Below are 18931 nucleotides of genomic sequence, written 5' to 3'. Positions count from 1 at the left end.
TTAGCAAACGTCCGTAAGGAGCCTGCGCCATGTCCGAGTCCGAGTACCCGCGTCGCTGGGCCGCTCTCGCGGTGCTCAGCCTCACGCTCGTCGCCGTCACCCTCGACAACTCCGTGCTCAACACCGCCCTGCCGTCGCTGGCCCACGCGCTGCGGGCCGGGACCGCCGACCTGCAGTGGATCACCGACGCGTACACCCTCGTCTTCGCCTCCGCGCTGATCCTGGCCGGCAGCCTCGGGGCCCGGCTCGGCTCCCGCAACGCCCTGCTCGGCGGCCTGGTCGTCTTCGGCGGCGGCTCGGCGGTCGCGGCCCTGTCGGACTCGCCCGGGCAGCTCATCGCCTGGCGCGCGGTGATGGGCCTCGGCGCCGCGTTCGTCATGCCGGCGACGCTGGCGATCATCACCCGGATCTTCCCGGCCCACGAGCGGCCCAAGGCCTTCGGCGCCTGGTCGGCCGCGGCCGGCATCGGCGTGCTCATCGGCCCCGTCACCGGCGGCGCCCTGCTCGAGCACTTCTCGTGGAGCAGCGCCTTCTGGATCAACGTGCCGCTCGTCGCGTTCGCGATCGGCGCCGTGTTCGCGCTCGTCCCCACGGTGCCGGTGGTGCGCGGCGGCCGCCTCGACGTGCTCGGCGCCCTGCTGTCCACCGCCGCGGTCGCGGCCGCGGTCGACGCCGTCATCCAGGCCCCCGTGCGCGGCTGGGCCGACGCCACCACGCTGGCCGAGTTCGGGGCCGCGGCCGTCCTCGTCGTCGCGTTCGTCCTGTGGCAGCGCAAGGCCAGGTCCCCGCTCGTGCGGCTCGACCTGTTCACCAACCGCACCTTCGCGATCGCCGCGCTCTCGCTCGCCGTGGTGTTCTTCGTGCTCTTCGGGACGCTGTTCGAGCTTTCGCAGTACCTCCAGCTGGTCCACGGCTACAGCCCGCTCGTGGCCGGCCTCGGGGCCATGCCGTTCGCCGTGGCGATGGCCGCGACCTCGGCCACCTCGCCGCTCATCACCCGCCGGCTCGGCACCCGCGGCACCCTGGCCCTCGGGCTGTTCCTGGCCACCGCGGGCCTGCTCGACCTGGCCACCACCGGCGTGCACACCGAGTTCTGGAAGATCGCCGTCGGTACCGCGGTCATCGGCCTCGGCATGGGCATGATGATGGCCCCGGCCAGCCTGCAGATCAGCGGCTCGGTCCCGCCCCGGTTCGCCTCGATGGCGAGCGCCCTCAACAGCGTCATCCGGGAGTTGGGCGGCGTGCTGGGCATCGCTGTCCTCGGCACCGTGGTCTCCTCCGCCTACCGTGCTTCCGTCGGTACAGACCTGGGCCCGGCCGGCACCGACCTGCCCACCGCCCACGGCTTCGCCGCGACCCTGCCGGCCCCGGCCGCGCAGCACGTGATCGCCGTCGCGGACCAGGCCTTCACCGACGCGATGTCCCGCGGCGCGCTCATCGCCGCCGGCATCTCGCTGCTGATGGCGATCGCCGTCCTCGCGGTACGGCCCGCCCGCACCGCCCCGGCTCCCGTGCGTGAGCTCGAGCTCCAGACGGCATGATGGTTCGTATGAAGGCGGACTCCGCGGGTTCGGCCAGGCCTGGCCGGACCCGCAACCGGCGTGGCGAGGGGGCCCTCCTGCGCGACGAGATCGTGGCCGCGGCCGAGCGGCTGCTGGAGCGCGAGGGCAACGAGGAGGCGCTGACCCTGCGCTCCGTGGCCCGCGAGGCCGGGATCTCGGCACCCTCCATCTACACCCACTTCGCCGACCGCGACGCGATCCTGGAGGCGGTGCTCGACATCGCCTTCGAACGCCTGCGCCTGCTGGTCCTCGACTCGGCCACCGAGGAGGTGACCGACCCGGTGCGGCGGCTGGTCGCGGGCTGCCAGGCGTACGTCCGCTTCGGCATGCAGGACCCGGCCCGGTACAAGGTGCTCTTCGGCCGCCAGCGCTCCGGCCGTCCGAGCATGGGCAGCGCCGACGACATCTCCGGGCTGCCCGAGGTGTGGCAGCGCCGCCTGGAGGCGTTCATGGTCCTGGTCGACGCCCTGCGCGAGTGCGTGGCCGCGGGCCGCTCGACGAGCGAGGACCCGTTCGCCGACGCGACGACCCTGTGGACCTCCCTGCACGGCGCGGTCGTCATGCGCCAGTTCGTGCCCGGCTTCCCGATGCCGCCCGTGGAGCGCGCGGTCGACGACCTGGTCCACCGCATCGCCCTCATCAAGTCATGAGCCTCGCGGACGCGCTGGCCGGCCCGGTCGACCAGGCCGCCCGGGCCCTGCTGGGCTGCCACCTCACCGTCGGCGCGGTCACGGTACGGGTGACCGAGGTGGAGGCGTACTCCGGCACCGGCGAGGACCCCGCCTCCCACGCCCACCGCGGCCGAACGCAGCGCAACGCGGTGATGTTCGGCCCGGCCGGCTACGCCTACGTGTACTTCACCTACGGCATGCACTACTGGCAACACATGACTTGACGTATGTGAGGCGAGGCACGTGGTCGACGAGCGGGACGCCTCTGCGTTCGAGATGCCGCTTCCCTACGATGATCTGTGCCAGATGGCCTCAAGTACTGACATAGCGCGATCATCCGCTCAGGGACATGACCAAAAGCAAGCACCCACAGTGAACACTGAGGTCGCCGCGGTATCCGGGGAGTCCACGGTGTCCGTTGACGCCGCGGGCATGTCGTCGATGCTGTCGCGGCTGTGTGGGATGTGCACCTCGGGCTCCTTGACCGCCATGTCCAAGCCGGACATGCCGCGCTCGTTCAGGTAGGTCTCGGGGTGCAGGACTACATCGAGGGGCATCTCGAACGGCGGCAGCTCGACTCACGACATCTGTTCAGGCGCAGCATCGCGCGACGAGGGCAGGCTGCGGCATGCTGTGCATCGTGGGTTGCCGGCGTTGCGAAATGCTGTCGGCGTAATTCTTGTGCGCCCGGACAATCTGGCAGGTTTCCTTGATTTCGCCGGCCAGAACCCCGCTCACCGAGTGTCGCTATCAGTGGATGAGAGGCATGAGGGCGGAGTTTCCCGGACATGGGTAATCCGGCCCGTTGGGGAAGGAAGGGGACGGTATGCGCTGAGGCTGACACTGCCCTCCTCGGTAGAGAAGGCGGCCATGGCTGAATCCGACCGCCTTGCGCAATCTCTGTCTGCCAAAGAAGAGCTGGGCGGGCAGTTGGACATCTATTGGGATCCGCACGGACGGGAGCGATTCCAGCTGCGTGGTCCCCGACTGTTCCGGCTTCGTTTCGCTGGTAGTGACCTACGGGAACGGAGGCCGGATCCGTCTTGATCGGATGCACTGATCGCGGCAAACATCCCATGTTTTTGTTTGTCAAGTGGCGGGTTGGAGATGGCTCCAGGCGGTGGCTTCGTTGTAGGTGGTGCCGGTCTTGAGGCAGCCGTGGAGGATGCCGACGAGGCGGTTGCTGAGCTGGCGGAGGGCGGCTTGGTGGCCGGTGCCGCGTTGGCGCAGGGTTTGGTAGTAGGTGCGGGCGCCGGGTGAGCCGCGCATAACGCAGAAGGCCCATTGGTGTACGGCATCGGCGAGTCGCTTGTTGCGGGCGTAGCGGGCGAGTACGACCCGGCGGCTGCCGGAGGCGCGGGTGATGGGTGAGGTGCCGGCGTAGTTGCGGCGGGCTTTGCCGTCGCGGTAGCGGTGGGGGTCGTCGCCGAACTCGCCGAGGATCCGGGCACCGAGCACGGGACCGAAGCCGGGCAGGCTCAGGTAGCGTTCAGCCTCCCGGTGCCGGCCAAAATGGTCGGCCATCACCTGCCCCAACTCGGCGATCTCGCCGTTCAGACGACTGCAGTGAGGCGTTGGTAGGGCAGTAGCCACCCAACCGCATTTGAGGAACTCGATCCGGCCGGGAAAGCGGAACGACGTGAGTAACCGGGGCGACCGCTGCGTGCGGCGGAGGCCGGATGAGCATCGTGCCGGGAACGGCAGTGACATGGCGCAGGCGGCGAGCTCAGCTCTGGATGCGGCCTGGCCGCGAACATGCGGCGGGCCGATCCCGGAAACTCTCTGGGGTTCACGATCGTGCTGTGTTGTGGCGTGTAAGTCCTGTGTCATCGGGTGTAACCGCGCCATCGGCGTCGCAGACGCTTGACCCGCCATACGGTCGCAGCGTCTCTCCCGATGCGACGGAGGCACCACTGATGACGCTCCAGAGTCACCTTCATGCAGTCGTCCCCGGCGACAGCACGAGATCGTCGGCACGTACCGACGCCAGTACCACCGAGCCGGCGGCCGGCTCGCCGGGCCCGGTGCAGCCGGCGGGTGCAGGCGCCCGTCGTGTCGGGCACCTGATCCGTGAGGCCCGCAAGCGGAAGCACTGGTCCCAGGACCGGCTCAACGATCACATCCGCCGGGTAGCGGTGTTGCATGCGAAACCGGCCGCGTCCCAGGAGAGCCTCAAGGTCATGATCAGCCGGTGGGAGAACGGCAAAAAGATCCCCGACCAGTACAGCCGGCGGCTGCTGAGCCTGGCACTGGACGTCGCCCCCGAAACGCTCGGTCTGCCGCTCGACCCGCTCGATGACTGGTGATACCTCTCGCAGGCTCGCCGCGTTAGGTTGCGCGGATCGGTCTCAAACCGGCCGATGGGTTGAACGTGCTCCGTGAAGGGCCCGGAGCGTCGGCAACCGTTGACGATGGGATACGCCGGCCAAATTCGGCTGCAGCGGCAGCGGCAAGACCCCGGCCGCGTGGTGCCGGCAAGGCAGCTGGAGAGCGGCCCTGCAACGTCCGCACCGCATGTCGTGGCCGTCGGGTCCTTGGCGTTGGGCCATGCTCCTGCTCACCGTCCGTCGACGGCATCGGCGTCCGCGTCGGCAGCGTCCGTACCCGTGACCTCCCGCTGCCTGCACACCCGGCGGGCCTGCCGCCGCCTGCGTCTGGCGACGTGCGGCGTGAAGCGGTCGCCTGCCACGGCCTGCAGCTTAAACCTGGCCACCGCATCTTCCGCGTCGCTGAAGGGATCTCCAGCCATGATGGCCGTACGGTCCGCCGGCGTCGTCCTGGTCGCCCTGGCCGCGGGCGCAGGTGGGCTGTTCCTCTACGCCGCACCCGATGGGCGTGCAGCACGCCGGCCTGATGCCGCCTCCGGCATCGTCGTCACTCGGGCAACGATGAGCAGCGCCACACCGTCGGTGTCGAGCGCTGACGGCGTCACCCGAACCGCGGTGGGCGGTGCCCGAACCTCGGACGGCAGCGTGATCCTGCGCGAAGCCACCGTCCGCGCCGGCGGCGGCTACGCCGTCGCTGACGCGTCGGGACTTTCGGTGTCTGGTGTGGTCGCTGCCGCGAACGCGACCGCCGTCTGTGATCACGGGCGCGTATCGTGGGCTGTCAGCGCAGATGCGGCCGGGTCCATCGACCGGCATGTCGAGATCAGCTACGGCATACGGTCGGCGAACAACGACGGCACCGTCACCATCACCGCGATGCGGGTGACCGTCGCCGCGCTGCCCGGCGGCGGGGCCGCCACAATCGACGTCGCGGTCGCCACCTGCGCCGGCTCCGCAACCAGTGCCGCGGGATCGACGGCCGGGTCCGCGACCGCAACGCCGGGCGGCACGCCGACCCCGAGTACGGCCCCGGCAGACCGCATGGCCCCGCCGACGCTGGAATCGCCTCCGAGCTGGCCACCTGCAGGGCCGTCGTCGCCCGGCGCGACACGGTTGCCGGTCACCGGCTGAACGCTGCTGGCTGGTGCGCCGTCGCAGCGGAGCCGGCGCGGCTCCTTCGCCATATGCCGATCGGCGATGCGCGGTCGTAGCGGCTTCGCCGACCGGCCGCCGCACCACGGCGGCCGGCCATTCCGTGCATGCCGCTGGCCGGTGCCCTGGCTAACGCCGGTCAACTGTCTGAGCGTCCGCGACCTTGGCAGCCTCGGAAGCCGGGTGGTGCATCGACCCCAGTGGTGCAGGCGAGCGGGCTGCGGTCGCAGCTCGCCTCGAAGCAGGAGCGGGCATCCGGATGCACATACCCACGCCGCATGCCGACGCGATCTGTCCAATGTGGAAGGCGAACATGGAGCCATTGCGAACACCCGCCGATAGGGCACTCCCGCCAGATTGCCGTGCGGCCGGCCCGGTACTCCTGGCCGGCCGTCGAGGCCGCATACCTGCCGATGTGCCAGCGGACCTGCCGCGCACCGGGTCGCGGATCCGGAGGTGTCTGCCTCAGCCGGTGCCGCGCGAGCTCGGGGACGGTCCGTCGCTGCGCCGGGTGTGGCTGCGGGCGGCGTCGCTCCCGCCGGGATCCCCGCCGGTCGTGGTGTCGTCTGCGGACGGTGGTGTCGGCAGGTCGACGATCGTTGCCGCGCTCGGCGCCATTGTCGCGGCAGCCATGCCGCGGCCGGTGGCGGCGGTCGACGCGACAGCGCGTGGCTGGGGTGGTCTGGAACACCGTGTGCTGCGGCACAGCGACGCGTCGGTGTGGGACCTGCACACGAGGCTGCTGCAGGCCGGTCATCTTGATGCGGCGACGCTGGATGCGGTGATGCAGCGCGGCACGTCAGGTCTGCACACGGCGGTCGGGGAGGTCGTGCGTATGCCGGTTCGCCGCCCGACGGTGCTGGTTGAGACGTTGCGGGTCGTCGAGGCGTTGCGGGGCAGCTATCCGCTGGTCCTCATCGATGCTCCGGTCGCTGATGTGGCCGGGGTGTGGCGGCTGCTGGCCGGGGGTGTGTGCCCGGTGCTGGTGGCTCGCGCCGGGGTGGACAGTGTGCAGCACACGATGCGCCTGGTGGCGCAGCTGCGGGCCGGGGGGCTGCACGATGCGGCGGCGCGGACGGTCGCGGTCGTGGTTGCCACGACCCCGCGGCCCGCTCGCGACGTGCGGGCGGCGGTCCGTCAGCTCGGCGGATCGGTGGCCAGGGTGGTGCGTGTGCCGTTCGATGCGCACCTGGCCCGTGCGGAGCCGGTCGATCTCAGCCGGATGCGGAGACCGGTCCGGGTGGCGCTCGTTGAGCTCGCCGACGCGGTGCTGGGGGCGTGGCCGGCGGATCCGGATCTGGCCGGTGATGCGCCGGCTGATTATCGCGGTGATCCGGTGGCGCGGGAACGTCGTGGCGACGAGTGGAGCCGTTGATGTCGGCTCAGGTTGGCGCGTGGCTGGCCGTGAAGGTGGTGGTGGCGCAGCTGGTGCTGGCGCCCACACCGGCGCCGAGTGGCGGTGGAGGGCTGCCGGGCGGGTTCGACTGGGACCGGATCGGTCCGGACCCGCAGCAGGTGCCGCGGTCGGATCTGTTCTATTCGCTGATCAACGGCGCGTTGTTCCTCGGTGTCGTGGCGGCGTTCACCGGACTGGTCGGCGGTGCGATCACGTTCGGCATCGGCCCGGTGTTCGGTGCGCACATCCTGTCCGATCGCGGCAAGTCCATGATGTGGCGCGCGAGCCTCGTCGCCATGATCATCGGTTCGCCGGTCGCGATCATCGCTTTCTTCCTGAAGCAGTAGGTGCGCGATGGATGACTACAAGCCTGTGCTCGACGGCCGTGGCGGGGCGTCTCGCCCGCTGCGGTGGCTGCTGGCCGTCCTGCTGCTGTTCGGCTCCGGTATGGCCGCCGACCGGTGGTTGCTGCCGCATGCCCAGCCCGCCACGGACCCGGCGGATGCCGGCGGGGTCCTCGTGCCGTGGACCTCCGGTGCCGTGCCGCCGTTCGCTGCCACGATCCGTGGCGCGGGCGATGCCGCTGCCTGTCTCGAGACGCTCCTCGGCGCCGCGGCGAACCGCCCGGCCGACGACCAGCGCCGCCGCATCGCGGACCTGCTGGCGTCCGACGCGATGAGCCTCATCGAGCGGCTCGTCGCCGGCGGCGCTGCCGGGACGTCGGCGGGCGTTCGCCAGACGGTGGTGGTGCGGGTGTGGGCGCAGCATGCCGCTGACGCCACCGTGCTGACGGTCGGTGCCCGGGTTACGGTCCAGACCTATGGCCTCGCGCTGCTCGGTGTGGGTGGTGGAGCGCCGGGTGCCGCATCGGCTGCTGCGCTGACGGGCGGGTGGGCGGTGCACGACCTGACCGTTGAACTGACCGACGCCGGATGGCGGCTGGCAGCGTTGGAGCCGCCGGTGCCGGCGCCGGCGCCGGACGTGTGGGGCACGATCCGCGACGGCAGCCCGCGGGACCCGCAGCTGCTGGCTCGTGTGCTGGGCCCGGACAGCTGGGCCCCGGGCACCCCGTCATGATCGCCCATGCTGGCGCGGCCGGAGGAGGTGCGCACCGCACGGGCATCCGGCGGCTGGTGGCGATGCTGCTGCCGCTCGTCTCGGTTCTGCTGATGACGTCCCGGCCGGCTGGGGCAGAACCCAGCCCAGTACCGTCGGCGGGCGTACCGCAGCCGTCCCAGCCGGCGGCCACGCCGGGTGTCCCGGCGCCGTCGGCGGTAGACAACCCGCGGTGCGGCGGGACCGTGCCGGCGACGGTGCAGCGGTGGTGTGTCCTGTTGGCCCGGTACACGACAAGCCCGCCGCAGGGTGCCCCGTCGCACTGGATGACGGCGTGCGAGCAGGCGCTGACGACCGAGCAGCAGCTGGCCTGCCAGACGGTGGCGCTGACGCTCGACGACCGGCTCCGCGACGGCACCCCGACGGTGCTGTCCGACGTCGCGTCCGGTGCGGCGAGCAGCCCGGAACTGGTGCGCTGCGACCTGTTCGTCCAGCGCGCCGCCGCCGACACGGCCAACGCCACCCGGTGGACCTCCAAACGCGACCGGTGCGCGGCGGCGGCCCGGACCCTGTCGTTGCAGCTGCGCGACCCGGGCGGCAGCACCGCGCCGCCGAGCACGCCGCCCGCCGACGGTGCCCGTGACGACGGCTGCGGCCTGACCGATGTGTCGTGCCAGGTACAGCACGTGCTGAACAGCGCGGTCGCCACCGGCATCCAGGGCCTGGTCACGATGGTCGTGCAGACCATGGCCTGGCTGCTGAGCGAGGTCGCGAAGCTGGTGTTCACCGCGACGGCACCACCGCCACCGGACGAAGCGTTCTACTTCACCTACAACTCGACCGCCAGCATCCTGCTGCTGTTCCTGCTGCTGTTCTTCATCGTCTCCACGATCATCAACGGGTTGCGGGTCAACGGCCCGGGCCCGGTCGCGACCCTCGGTGGTCTGGTCCGGGCGCTGCTGGGCATCTGTTTCGCCGGCGGTCTGGCGTGGGTGATCGTCGCGGCGTGGGACGAGGCGACGAACGCTCTGATCACCAACAACGAGCATGAGCGGTGGGACCCGTCGGCGTGGGTCACCGCCGTGTCGGCCCTGTCGGCCGGCGCCGGCACGACCCTGGTCGCGTTGCTCATCGCCGGGCTGTCGATCATCGGGCTGCTGCTCGTCGGGATCACCCAGCTGTTCCGTAGCGAACTGGCGGAGGGCGCCGCGCTGCTGGGGGCGTTCGCGATGACCGGGCAGGTGTCGGCGGAGACGAAACACTGGGGTCGGCGCTGGTTCTGGACCCTCAACGCCTTGGGCGCGTCCCGGTTCGTCACCGTCGAGTTCTGGATCTACGGCACCCGCGCCGCCTACGAGTCCGACCTGATCACCGCGCTTAAAGGGCTGCTGATCATCTGGATGATGGTCATGACGCCGTGGGTGCTGCTGCGGCTGATGTCGATCTTCGACGGGTACCTTTCGGACATCAACGCCCGCGGCGTCCTTGCCGCGGCCGGCTCCTACGCGGCGCAGGCGGCCGACAGTATGCCGGGCTCCTCGTTCTCGTCCGGTGATGGCGGGCAGTCGGTGGCCGAGCTCATGCAGGGCAACCTCGCCGACCTGGCGTCGCCGGGTGGCGGTGCCGGCCAAGGCGGCCGGCAGGCCGGCGGCGGCGATCTCCAGCAGCGCCTCGGTTTGCGTGACGGGCCGGACCGGCAGGCCGCGGATGCGGTGAGTACCGCCGGGGACGGCACGCCGGTCGGCGACCCGAGCACCACGGACGGCCCGGCCGCGGCGGGGCCGGCGAGCGGCGAGCATCCCAACGCCGACGAGGCGACCGGCGTGCAGCAGAGCAGCCGCCAGGCCCAGGCGGACGTCCACGCCGCGACCACCATCACCGGCGGTGAATCGTCTGCGACAGGCGCAGCCACCGGTGGCGGCGCCGATCCGCTGCTGGCCGCCGCGTCCGCCGACCAGCGGCCAGCGACCGGAGCACCACAGCCGTCGGACGGCGGCGGAGGCGTGCCAGCGGCCGACTCGCCGGACCATGCCGCCGGGGGTGGGGGAGCGTCGTCGCCTGGCGGCGGTGCCGGTGGTGCGACGCCCGGCGGCGGTGCCGGTGGTGCGGCCGCCGGTGTGGCCGAGGTGCCGATCGTGCCGGTCTAGGCCGGGCGGATGCGTCCCGCCCGCTGTTGTGCTCCGTCCCGCCTGTGCAACGACTTGGAGTTGCTGATGCGTTTTTCGTTTTCTCCCCGTTCCAGCCGCGGCGCGGTCATGGGGTTCACCTGGTCGCAGATCGTCATGGTCAGCCTGGGCGTGCTGTGCGCTGTCACCGCGGTCAACCTGGGTGTCTCCGGCGCCCGCTGGACCGCCGCCGCGTTGGCCGTGGTGGCGGCGGTGCTGTGGGTGCTCGGGCTGCTGCGCCTGCGCGGGCGGCGGGCCACCGCATGGCTTCCGGTGATCACCGGCGCGCTGATCCAGCGGGCGGCTCGGCAGGACCGCTACCGCGGCCTGGTCTTCGCCCCGAACGGTGCCGCCGGTCACCTTGACCTGCCCGGCCCGGCCGCCGGGTACCGGTGGCTGCCCGCCGTCGCCGCCGACGGCACCACCCACGTCGGGCTGCTCGCCCACGCCGGGGAGCGGACCGTCACCGCCGCGCTGCGCTGCCACGGTTCCAACTTTCTCCTCGCCGACACCGAGGTCCAGGAGCAGCGGCTCGTCGACTGGGCGCAGGTGCTGAACATCCTCGGCTCCGAGTACGGCGACCTGGGCCTGGCGCGGTGGTCGCTGACGACACGCGTGGTCCCCGACACCGGGAACCGCGCGCAGCGGTATCTCGCCGGCCGGGCGGTCGACACCACCAGTCCCGCCTACGAGTCCCTGGCCGAGCTAACGGCTGCGGCGGGGCCGTCCGCGCAGCGGCACGAGACGTTCCTCGCGGTCGTGTTCGACGCCGCCCGCATGTCCGGCGAGGTCGCCGACGCGGGCGGCGGGGACGCTGCCGTCGCCGCGGTGGTCCTGGACAAACTCACCGGGATCGAGGCGACCGTCGCCGAGGCCGGCGTGCCGACCGACGGGTGGCTCAGCCCGCGCGGCTACGCGGCGGTCCTGCGCAGCCAGTTCGACCCTGCCGACCAGGCCGAGCTCGGCCTGCGCGGCGCCGGCCCCGGCGTGGCCGCCGGGGTTGCGCCGCGGCTGGCCGGCCCGGCCGCGACGGAAACCGTCGGGTGGAGCGTGCTGCGGCACGACTCCGGCTACTCCCGGACCCTGTGGGTGGCGGAGATGCCCCGCACCCTGGTCGGCGCGACCTGGCTCACCGGCCTCTACACCCGCGTCACCGGCCGGCGCACCGTCACCCTCGTTGCCCAACCGATCCCCGCGGCGCTGGCGAACCTGGCCGCCCGGCGGGAACAGGTCGCCCGGGCCGGCGACGAGCTCGCGAAACGCAAACTCCGGCTCGTGCGCACGGCCCGGGAGCAGCAGGAGGCACGGTCGGTCGCGCAGATCGACCGGGAGCAGGCGCAGGGGCACGTGCGGTACCGCTACGCCCTGCTCGTCACGATCACCGCGACCACGATCGACGGCCTCGAGCAGGACACCCGGACGGTGAAACGGATCCTCGCCCGGGCCGGCTGCGAAGCCGTGGTCCTGTTCGGGGAGCAGGACCAGGCGTTCGCCGCCGAGGCCCTGCCGCTCGGCCGTGGCCTGGCCCCGATCCGCGGCTGGTGGGCCGCATGACCCGCGCTTCGGATCGGTTGCGGACGCGCCGGAAGGCGGGACTCAGCGCTCGGCCCTCGCCCAGGCGCGGCACCTCGCCGCCGCGGAACGGCACCGTTGCGCGAGGCGGCGGCAACCCGGCACCGCCGGGACGAAGATACCCGGCCCAGGACCGGCCGACCGCCGCGGGTTCGGGCGGGTCGGCGCTGTGGCTACCGCCGTTGGCGCCACCAGCGCAGCTCTGCCCGGTGCATCCGTTTGTCGCCGATCCAGGGCTGCCGGTCGAGTCCGGCCAGGCGAGACCTCGCCGGCCTTCGGCTTCCGGACACCGACCTGATCGGCATCGAGACGCTCCGGCCGGGCCGGCCCACCCCGAACCGCTCGTTGTTCGCCCTCGCCCGACGGCCATCGACACACCATGAGGAGATGACATGAGAAGCATTGCGGCGGCACACGCCGGACCGCGCACCACGTTCACGGGACGGCTTCGCGGCCTGCTCATCGCGGTGCCGCTGCTCACGACGGCGATCCTCGCCCTGACGCCGGCACCGGCGCAGGCTTCCCGACCCGCGTGCCAGCGGTACGACACGTCCGTGACACTGGTCCCGGACGCCACGGTACGGTACCGGGTCGCGGGATGGTTGTGCCGCCCGTCGCGGCCGACCGGCACGGTGCAGATCCTGCTGTCCGGGTTCACCTACGACCACCGGTACTGGGGCCTCCCGGGCGACGACCACGCATATGCCCAGGCAGCGATACAGGCCGGCATGGCCGTCTACACCGTGGACCGGATCGGTGTCGGGGCCAGCGACCGGCCGCCCGCGGAGCAGGTGACCGTCACCGCCGAGGCGTTCGTGACCCATCAGCTGGTGCAGCAGCTGCGCCACGGGAACGGCTGGATCCGCCGTGTCGTCGGCGTCGGGCACTCGTACGGCTCTGCCATCTTCATGGTCGAGGCGGCTGGCCACCACGACGTCGACGCCCTGATCCTGACCGGGTACCTGCACCGGCCCAACCCGGTGCAGCAGGCGGCGATCGCCGCCGGTCTGCACCCAGCGCACCAGGACCCGGCATTCGCCGGCGAACGCCCACCGGACGGGTACGTCACCACCACGCCGGGGACCCGCGGCGGCGACTTCTTCTACCTGCCCGGCGCGGCCCGCGACGCCGTCGCGTCGGACGAGCGGGCCAAGGCCACCGGCACCACCGGAGAACGGGCCACCATGAACCTGGCCCGCGACCCGTCCTACAGCCAGCACATCACGGTCCCCGTCCTCGTCGTTGTCGGCGACCACGACACGCTCAACTGCGACGCAGCCGCTGGCCTGCGCTGCGGCACAGCGGGACAGATCTGCGCCCGTGAGCGTGGCTTCTACCCGCCGAGCAGCCCGCTGTACGCAGCGGTCATACCCGCACCCGGTCACTCGATCAACGGCCACCGCACCGCGGCCCTGGCATACGCGTTGGCGAACGCCTGGGCCGGCGCGGCAACGTCCGGCCTCGCCACGTTCTGGCCGCAGTGTCCGGCGTAGACCCCACGACCACACTGGGTGGCCTCAGGCGCGCGACGAGCACGGTCGTGCAGACATCTGATTCGCGGCCTCGAAATATCGGCTGGCCGTAACGGATCATGCGGCTCGAAAGGGGCGTCCCTCTCAGACCCAAGCTTTAGTCGATTGGGTCGCCCGTCGCGGTCACGATGCGTCCTGATCGCTGCGTTCTGCAGGGTGCGCACTCATGCCGACGTCAGTGCATCCTGCCGTCATCAGTCTGAGATGCCCAGCCATGGGTCCGCTCGCAAGGCGGCAAGCGTCTCCAGGTGGTATTCGGTGGCAGTCGCAATGAGGGCGTCGAGGGTCGGGAACTCTCCCACGCCCCCTTGGGTCAGCCAGCACACCCGAGGCGCCGATTTGAGGTCGAGCAGGACGACGCTCAGGCTCGACTCGGCCGCACCGATGACGAGGTACCGGTCGCGGGACAGCCCGAACTGCCGGCCGCTGCCCTCGTCGTACGCCTCGACGATCACCCAAGCCTGTTCGGTAGCTGGCCCGTCGATCAACTCGGCGATCGGCAGCATGTCCGTCTGCCCGTCGAGTCCGACCCAGCCATCGCAGTAGGTCAGAAACTCCGCGTACGACGGGGGGAGGTCGACGCGCTGCCTGAGCGCAGCCAGTTCCGAAGGGCTCGCGCCCGGGTTGGGACCGCCGTGCCGGAAGATCCCATGCACGTCGGCGAGTTCCACGTCGCGGCCGACAGTTGCCGCTCGTTCCATCACGTCCTGAAATGTGAACTCCACGCTGCCCCCACCGCCGGTCGCCGCCAGCCGCGCCACAGCGGCATGTCGGATCGATGATCCACCGTTACCGCGTAGCAGGCGAGCGCCGCGGCAGCGCAACCGGGCTGAGCGCCATCCGCACATGCCGCAATCAGTGCTTGATCGGGTGCCTTGGGTATGCCCGGTGCCTACGATGGTCTCCGTGAGCGAGCTGATGATCGACGGGCACGAGTTGGTCGAGCCATGCTCGCGATGTGGTGCACTGCTGCGTGGTGAGCTCAGCCAGGCGGTCATCGGGGACCGGTTAGCCTGGTCGATCTCATCTGTGTGTGACGGATGCGGCAGCCAGCTCGAGAGCTGTGGACGGGACACGCTGCCCGAAGAGTTCCGCCAGATGTTGCTCGACCGCGACGGCGCCGGCCGGCTCCGTGTCGATCCGGACAGCGGCCGCCCGCTGCGGTTGGCGATCCTGCGGGTGCTGCGACGGTACGGCGCATCGCTCGCTGAGGCCAGTGACACGTACACCCGCCTGACCGGTCCAGGCGTGATCGGTACCCGAGCCGAAGTGCTCCTTCTGGCCAATCGCCTGAACACGACCGGAGTGAAGACTCAGCTTGATCCGTAGGGAAGTCGAGACGGCTCACTCGCGAGCCCGGCCCAGCCCTGCGGCGGTCGCGAGGCCGTCCGGTCGTGCCGCGTTGCACGCCACTGGTCGTGGTCTCCAGCCGGTGCATACTCACTGCCCATGACGTACGACCTCGCCGTCTGGGAAGGCGACCGCCCGGACGATACGGATGCCGGGGAGGTGTTCTCCGCGCTGTACGACCGGTACATCGCGGGAGGCTACTCGCCGCCCACGCCGGCGATCAGCGCGTATGTCGAGGCGCTGCTGGACCGGTGGTACGAGATGGGCGATCCGCGGGATGTCGACGACACGAGCCCATGGTCCAGCGCACCCCTGATCGACAACGCATCAGGCCCGATCATCTACTTCGCCATGCGGTACAGCATGGCCGACGAGGTATCCGCTGCCTGCGCCCACATGGCCGCCGAACGGGGACTTGTCTGCTTCGACGTTCAATGGGACCAACTCCGGCCCGGTGCCGACGAGACATGACGCGCGAGGATCGTCCAGACGCTTGATCACGTTTCCGGACATGCCGCGAAGCGCTCGCCACGGTCAGCATGGTGACCAATGACCGCCAAGCTGGTGACCTGCGGCTTCACCGCCGTCCGTGCCCAGACCCGCCGCCCAACTGTGCAACGTGAGACCCGGCCTCGCGGTCGCGATCGGGGGTCCTGATCCCGGTTCCACCAGCCTACCGATGGTATTGGTGGAACGATGGAAGGCGTGGGAACTGCGACAACTGCTATGCCTGCTATCTCGCCGATTGCTGGCGAGCCGATTGAGCGGGCCGATGCTGAGCGGCTCGCGGGAGTGCTGAAGGCATTCGCTGATCCGGCCCGGCTGCAACTGCTCAGTCTGATCCAGTCCGCTCCGGCGGGCGAGGCGTCCGTGAGTGACCTCACCGCGCCGCTTGGTCTATCCCAGCCGACCGTGAGTCATCACCTTCGGATCCTCACCGAGGCCGGTCTGCTCGAGCGCGAGAAGCGCGGCGTCTGGGCGTACTACCGCCTGGTGCCGTCCGCGATCGCGGCGATCGCCGACCTGTTGACGCCGCCCCGCAAGCGGGCGACGAAGAGGGCCCGCTGAACGACACTGTCGAAGGCCACGAGCGCGCCAAGCAAAGCGCGCCCGATCCACCAATTCCCTTGATCAGGTGCGCTCAAGTAGCCGCGAGGTGCGTGCCGGCGTGACGGCGCCCAGGTTGGCAGATAGGAGAATCTGCCGATGAGCGGACGTTGGTTGGGGCGGCGACCCGACCAGTAGCGGTGCTGGGACAGCGTGGTGTCATCGCCAGCCTCGTCTGGCTCCCTCTAGGCGACATGGCGCGCTTTAGCTCGCGGCCACCGTTCCCTGCGGCCCCTACCGCCGCCGCGCGCGGCGACTACCGTTCGCCCGGCCGTCGTGTTGCTGTTTTGCCTGTTCCCGTCTCCGCCGGGCTTTCTGCGCCTTGGGTGACTCGGGTGGCTCGGGCTGTAGGTAGAAGGAGTAGACAAAGTAGCTGGTGAGGCCGGCAAAGGCGAGACCGCCAACGAGGGGCACAGCCCACACCCAACCTGCAGTCGATCCTGCAGCCGCGGTGTCCGACGTCCGGCTGGTCACTCTGGCGGGGACCGGACCGGTTGGACGCTCGGGGAAGTAGGGAAAGAGGTGTACCTGCCCGATACGCAGCGTGCCGTCGTTTGATACGAATGTGCCGTCGCACGTCCAGCCCGCCTCGCGTCGTCCGTCGAGCGGATCGCAGTTGGTGATCGATACGGTGCCTTCGATCCCTCCGGGACCTTGGGTCCTGAACATGTCGGTCGCTCGCGATAGCAGCAACCAGGCTCCCAACGCGGCTAGTGCGATGAGCGCCGTTGGCAGCAGGTTGAACCAGCCCATGTCGCGGGCATCGCGCAACCGGAGGCTTAGGTTGGTCCGGGTGAAGGGGTTGCGCATGGTGCGCAGCCTAGCGCTGGCGATCGTTTGATCACACCGAGCCCGCATTACGCAAGATCAAAAGGCGGCGGTGGTGTCCGGTTTGGAGTACCGGCACAGCGAAGGTGGTTTCTATTGACGGTTGCAACACGTCCTAGATCATCATGGGAGCCGTGTTGTCGTCACGTCGTGTGAAGAAGGGGCCGGGGCGGCGTCCGCAGTCGGCCAAACGCCAGCGGTTCATGGAGCTTCGCGAGCGGGGTTGGAGTGTGCGGGCCGCCACCCGGGAGGTGGGCGTGAGCCGCACGACGGGCAACAACTGGGCTCGCGGCTACAAGACCTACCGCAACGGTGAGGTGGTCGGGTTCGTCGCGCCACTGGAGCGGTTGGCGGTGCGCCAGATCAGCGCGCAGTTTCTGTCGCAGGACGAGCGGATCGCGATCGCGGATCTACGTCATGCCGGCTGTAGCATCCGCCAGATCGCCGAACAGCTGGGCCGGGCACCCTCGACGGTCTCGCGGGAGCTGCGCCGCAACGCCACCGGCGCCGCCTATCGTCCGTTCGAGGCGCACCGGTTGGCGACCACTCGCCGCGCCCGGCATCATCGGCGGCGCATCGAGACCAACCACGCGTTGCGCGACCTCATCGGTGAACTGCTCGACCAACGGTGGAGCCCGCAGCAGATCAGCCGTCACCTGCGGCTGCGGTTCCCCGGCGAGCCGGTGATGTGGCTGTGCCATGAAAGCATTTACCAAGCGATTTACCAGCCCGGCTCGGTCTTGATGCGACCCTCGCGGCTCGCGCCGCAGCGGCGCTCGCCGTTACGGACCGGCCGCGACCACCGCCGTGCGCACCAACGCGTCGAGCGGCGCCGGCCCCGCTTCCAGCAGCCGATGCGCACCATCCACCAGCGGCCGTTCCAGCCGGAAGACCGGTCCCAGGCCGGGCACTGGGAAGGGGATCTGATCGTCGGCAAAGACCAGCGCTCCGCGATCGGCACGCTGGTCGAGCGCACAACACGGCTGGTGCGGCTGCTGCACCTGCCGCTGCGCGACGGCGATACGCTGCACGTCGCGCTGCGCGCCCGCATGGCAGACCTGCCGCCCGGGCTGTTGCGCTCGATCACCTGGGACCAGGGCACCGAGATGGCCCGGCACCGATCGATCACCAAGTCTCTCGGTGCACCGGTCTACTTCTGCGACTCCCGATCGCCTTGGCAACGCGGCTCCAACGAGAACACCAACGGGCTGCTGCGCGACTACTTCCCCAAAGGCACCGACCTCAGCGCCCACTCGCCCGAGCACCTGGCCGCGGTCGAGCACGAACTCAACCACCGTCCCCGAATGGTGCTGAACGACCAGGCACCGGCCGACCTCTTCGCGATGCTGCTAGCCTCGAGCGATCCGTCCGTGTTGCGACGTTGATCAGAACCCGCCCTCCATGGGCCGATCAGCAAGCGCTGGCCGCGGGCGGCTTCCGCGGTGCCGTTGCGCCGCAGTGTTCGTGTACGCCGTCAGGTTGCTGGGTGAAGAACCGCCAACGCGTAGCGTCGTCGACGACGGGTACCGCTCGGACGGGCTGCGTGCAGCCCAGCAGCTGTCCCGATCCGGATCGTTAACCACGTCGCGTACCAGGGTGCGGTCGTGCGCAGGGCCGTGCGGTCGGTGAGCGGCAGGGCGTCGCAGTATGCCGACCTATCGGTTGTGGCGGGTTGCAGCGGCTGCACGCGGGCCGTCGACCCGGCGCGGACGGCTGCCAAGGCATGGCGCCGCCGTGACGGGGTGGCGCCGCTGGCGCAAGCGCCGTGGACAGTCCCGTTTCGGCACGCGCCTGGCCCACGGACTGGTTCTGTACACCCGCCGGACCCCCCTGCTCGGCGGCCTGTGGGAAGTCAGGTCGGCGACCTGGGTGCATGCCCTCGCGGGAAGGGCGGGGCGGCTGCAAAGATTATCCAACGTGGCCGGAACAGTTTCGTGGTCGATCGTCGTAACGCTGGTATGGCTGACATTGCAGTGAGTACGGATGCGATCGTGGTGGACGAGCAGGAGCCGACGCAGGCGGAGGTCGAGGCGTTTCGGCGCGAGCAGGTGCTGCTCGACGAGGTCGATGCGACGGACGATCGGTATCCGCGGATGTTCAATCTGTCGGCCGGCTGGCTCCGTTGCGTTGAGCGTTGGCAGGATCGAGGCAGTCTTGAGCAGTGAAGTCATCGATCCGCCCGTGCCTGTGGCTGCCGCAGCGGTCGGCGTTCG

The 18931-nt window shown here is 70.5% G+C and carries 19 protein-coding genes and 1 pseudogene; 16 read left to right on the top strand and 4 right to left on the bottom strand.

Annotated features, from left to right (window positions below; all coding sequences use genetic code 11):
* Positions 1-29 precede the first annotated feature (29 nt).
* The 3 genes and pseudogenes from AB0B76_RS16840 to AB0B76_RS16830 all read left to right on the top strand — a co-directional run.
* Positions 30-1541 (top strand): MFS transporter, encoded by a 1512-nt coding sequence (locus tag AB0B76_RS16840; protein WP_360375529.1) that lies wholly within the window; start codon positions 30-32, stop codon positions 1539-1541.
* A gap of 8 nt (positions 1542-1549) precedes the next feature.
* On the top strand, positions 1550-2212 hold the full coding sequence (locus tag AB0B76_RS16835; protein WP_360375527.1) for a TetR/AcrR family transcriptional regulator: 663 nt from the start codon (positions 1550-1552) through the stop codon (positions 2210-2212).
* A pseudogene (locus AB0B76_RS16830) lies at positions 2209-2439 on the top strand (DNA-3-methyladenine glycosylase); the annotation flags it as partial. The gene AB0B76_RS16835 and the pseudogene AB0B76_RS16830, both read left to right, overlap by 4 nt.
* Positions 2440-2824: 385 nt before the next feature.
* Here AB0B76_RS16830 and AB0B76_RS16825 read toward each other — a convergent pair.
* Together AB0B76_RS16825 and AB0B76_RS16820 are read right to left on the bottom strand one after the other, a co-directional pair.
* Positions 2825-2971, bottom strand: a complete 147-nt coding sequence (locus AB0B76_RS16825) for a hypothetical protein (RefSeq protein ID WP_360375525.1) — start codon at positions 2969-2971, stop codon at positions 2825-2827.
* 351 nt (positions 2972-3322) lie between these two features.
* A complete protein-coding gene (locus AB0B76_RS16820) occupies positions 3323-3760 on the bottom strand; it encodes a transposase (RefSeq protein ID WP_360376053.1) in 438 nt (145 codons plus the stop codon).
* A 497-nt stretch (positions 3761-4257) separates the two neighbouring features.
* Here AB0B76_RS16820 and AB0B76_RS16815 point away from each other — a divergent pair, with 497 nt between their 5' ends.
* From AB0B76_RS16815 to AB0B76_RS16780, 8 genes are all read left to right on the top strand, one after another.
* Positions 4258-4539 carry a helix-turn-helix transcriptional regulator gene (locus AB0B76_RS16815; protein WP_360375523.1) on the top strand — a complete coding sequence of 94 codons (282 nt, stop codon included), beginning with the start codon at positions 4258-4260 and terminating at the stop codon, positions 4537-4539.
* A 441-nt stretch (positions 4540-4980) separates the two neighbouring features.
* Complete coding sequence (locus tag AB0B76_RS16810) at positions 4981-5691, top strand: hypothetical protein (protein ID WP_360375521.1); 711 nt, start codon at positions 4981-4983, stop codon at positions 5689-5691.
* Positions 5692-6184: 493 nt separating this feature from the next.
* Complete coding sequence (locus AB0B76_RS16805; RefSeq protein WP_360375519.1) at positions 6185-7087, top strand: hypothetical protein; 903 nt, start codon at positions 6185-6187, stop codon at positions 7085-7087.
* A complete protein-coding gene (locus AB0B76_RS16800) occupies positions 7087-7455 on the top strand; it encodes a hypothetical protein (protein WP_360375517.1) in 369 nt (122 codons plus the stop codon). Before AB0B76_RS16805 ends, AB0B76_RS16800 begins: the two co-directional genes overlap by 1 nt.
* Positions 7456-7462: 7 nt before the next feature.
* On the top strand, positions 7463-8185 hold the full coding sequence (locus AB0B76_RS16795) for a hypothetical protein (RefSeq protein ID WP_360375515.1): 723 nt from the start codon (positions 7463-7465) through the stop codon (positions 8183-8185).
* On the top strand, positions 8182-10311 hold the full coding sequence (locus AB0B76_RS16790) for a hypothetical protein (RefSeq protein WP_360375513.1): 2130 nt from the start codon (positions 8182-8184) through the stop codon (positions 10309-10311). Before AB0B76_RS16795 ends, AB0B76_RS16790 begins: the two co-directional genes overlap by 4 nt.
* Before the next feature lie 9 nt (positions 10312-10320).
* Positions 10321-11883: an SCO6880 family protein gene (locus tag AB0B76_RS16785; RefSeq protein WP_360375511.1), complete on the top strand. Its 1563-nt coding sequence runs from the start codon at positions 10321-10323 to the stop codon at positions 11881-11883.
* A gap of 410 nt (positions 11884-12293) precedes the next feature.
* The gene (locus AB0B76_RS16780; protein ID WP_360375509.1) at positions 12294-13394 is read left to right on the top strand and encodes an alpha/beta hydrolase; all 1101 of its coding nucleotides are present in this window, start codon (positions 12294-12296) and stop codon (positions 13392-13394) included.
* 233 nt (positions 13395-13627) lie between these two features.
* On the opposite strand, the gene AB0B76_RS16775 is transcribed toward AB0B76_RS16780, so the two are convergent.
* Complete coding sequence (locus AB0B76_RS16775) at positions 13628-14158, bottom strand: SMI1/KNR4 family protein (RefSeq protein ID WP_360375507.1); 531 nt, start codon at positions 14156-14158, stop codon at positions 13628-13630.
* Between the two features lie 181 nt (positions 14159-14339).
* On the opposite strand from AB0B76_RS16775, the gene AB0B76_RS16770 reads away from it, so the two are divergent.
* From AB0B76_RS16770 to AB0B76_RS16760, 3 genes are all read left to right on the top strand, one after another.
* A complete protein-coding gene (locus AB0B76_RS16770; protein ID WP_360375505.1) occupies positions 14340-14762 on the top strand; it encodes a hypothetical protein in 423 nt (140 codons plus the stop codon).
* 120 nt (positions 14763-14882) lie between these two features.
* Complete coding sequence (locus AB0B76_RS16765) at positions 14883-15254, top strand: hypothetical protein (RefSeq protein WP_360375503.1); 372 nt, start codon at positions 14883-14885, stop codon at positions 15252-15254.
* A gap of 225 nt (positions 15255-15479) precedes the next feature.
* Positions 15480-15851 carry a metalloregulator ArsR/SmtB family transcription factor gene (locus tag AB0B76_RS16760; protein ID WP_360375501.1) on the top strand — a complete coding sequence of 124 codons (372 nt, stop codon included), beginning with the start codon at positions 15480-15482 and terminating at the stop codon, positions 15849-15851.
* 273 nt (positions 15852-16124) lie between these two features.
* Here AB0B76_RS16760 and AB0B76_RS16755 read toward each other — a convergent pair whose 3' ends face one another.
* Positions 16125-16700 carry a hypothetical protein gene (locus tag AB0B76_RS16755; protein WP_360375499.1) on the bottom strand — a complete coding sequence of 192 codons (576 nt, stop codon included), beginning with the start codon at positions 16698-16700 and terminating at the stop codon, positions 16125-16127.
* 143 nt (positions 16701-16843) lie between these two features.
* Between AB0B76_RS16755 and AB0B76_RS16750 the strand changes: the two genes are divergently transcribed.
* Positions 16844-18103 carry an IS30 family transposase gene (locus tag AB0B76_RS16750; protein ID WP_360375497.1) on the top strand — a complete coding sequence of 420 codons (1260 nt, stop codon included), beginning with the start codon at positions 16844-16846 and terminating at the stop codon, positions 18101-18103.
* 606 nt (positions 18104-18709) lie between these two features.
* Positions 18710-18883: a hypothetical protein gene (locus AB0B76_RS16745; protein ID WP_360375495.1), complete on the top strand. Its 174-nt coding sequence runs from the start codon at positions 18710-18712 to the stop codon at positions 18881-18883.
* The last annotated feature ends 48 nt before the right edge of the window (positions 18884-18931 follow it).

The organism is Dactylosporangium sp. NPDC049140, from assembly GCF_040648435.1.
The sequence above is the reverse complement of the archived record's forward strand: the minus strand, read 5'-3'. Positions and strand labels throughout refer to the sequence as shown.